At 45.2% G+C, this 1,079-nt stretch carries 2 protein-coding genes; both read right to left on the reverse strand.

Annotated elements, in window-relative coordinates; translation table 11 throughout:
• A partial coding sequence (locus tag R8N28_RS26705) for a M20/M25/M40 family metallo-hydrolase (protein ID WP_318183856.1) occupies window positions 1-446 on the reverse strand: 446 nt, incomplete at its 3' end.
• Between the two features lie 19 nt (window positions 447-465).
• On the reverse strand, window positions 466-816 hold the full coding sequence (locus tag R8N28_RS26710; protein WP_005484501.1) for an ArsC family reductase: 351 nt from the start codon (window positions 814-816) through the stop codon (window positions 466-468).
• Between the last annotated feature and the right edge of the window lie 263 nt (window positions 817-1,079).

The raw sequence follows: 1,079 nt of genomic DNA on the forward strand, positions 1-1,079 counted from the left end.
GCTTCTACGACGCGGACGGTACCGTTAATGAAAGGACCTTCCTCATCAGAAGTGATCAAAAAGCCAATCGAGCCTTTGTGATCTGGGTGCTCGGCAATAAAGCGTTCAACGGCCACTACCATCGCCGCCAAAGAGCCTTTCATATCGGCTGCACCACGACCATGAAGGTAGCCATCGATGATGGTTGGCTCGAACGGTGGTGTATCCCATTGTTCTAGCTTGCCTGCGGGTACGACATCTGTGTGACCTGCGAAAGCAAACAATGGCGCTTCGTTACCGCGACGCGCCCAAAAGTTGGTGGTGTCTTCAAACACCATGACTTCAATTTCAAAACCGAGCGCTTTTAAACGCTCGATCATTAGGTCCTGACAACCTGCATCTTCAGGTGTTACGGACTGGCGGCTGATCAGGTCTTTTGCAAGTGCCAGTACTGGACTGTCTGTCATCCTTGAGTCTTCCTTACATTTATGAATTAAAAATCGTAGCGTATTGGTCTGCTTTGAAACCGATATGGAGTTGGCCGTCTACGTTCAGAATTGGGCGCTTAATCATCGCTGGGTTGTCAACCAACAGCGCAATAGCATTTTCTTCGTTAAGCGTGTCTTTTTGTTCTTGAGTCAGTTGGCGGAACGTGGTGCCACGTTTGTTGAGAACTTGTTCCCAGCCTAGCGCCTGACAAAATTCAGTCACCATTTGAGCATCAATACCTTGTTTGCGGTAGTCGTGAAAATCAAACGCAATGTTTTCAGCTTCCAACCATTTCTTTGCTTTTTTGATGGTGTCGCAGTTTGGAATGCCGAACATGGTAATTGTCATAATGTTTCCCTTTTTTATTCTGTTTTTACTCTCTAGAGCGCAACGCGCTTTGGGGAGGTATTTCTTGGCTGATTCAGCATCCTATCAAGAAGCAATCAAACTGACAAAACGCTGTGGAGAATAATTTTCATATAGAAGTGGATAACTGGTCTCACATGCCAAAACAGAACTTAATTTGGCATAAAGCGGATAAAAAAACGCCTAAATCAAGTGGAAAAGTCGAGTTATTGATCAAACGCAACATCTTACTTGGCAAAAACGAA

Source organism: Vibrio sp. Vb1554 (genome assembly GCF_033344235.1).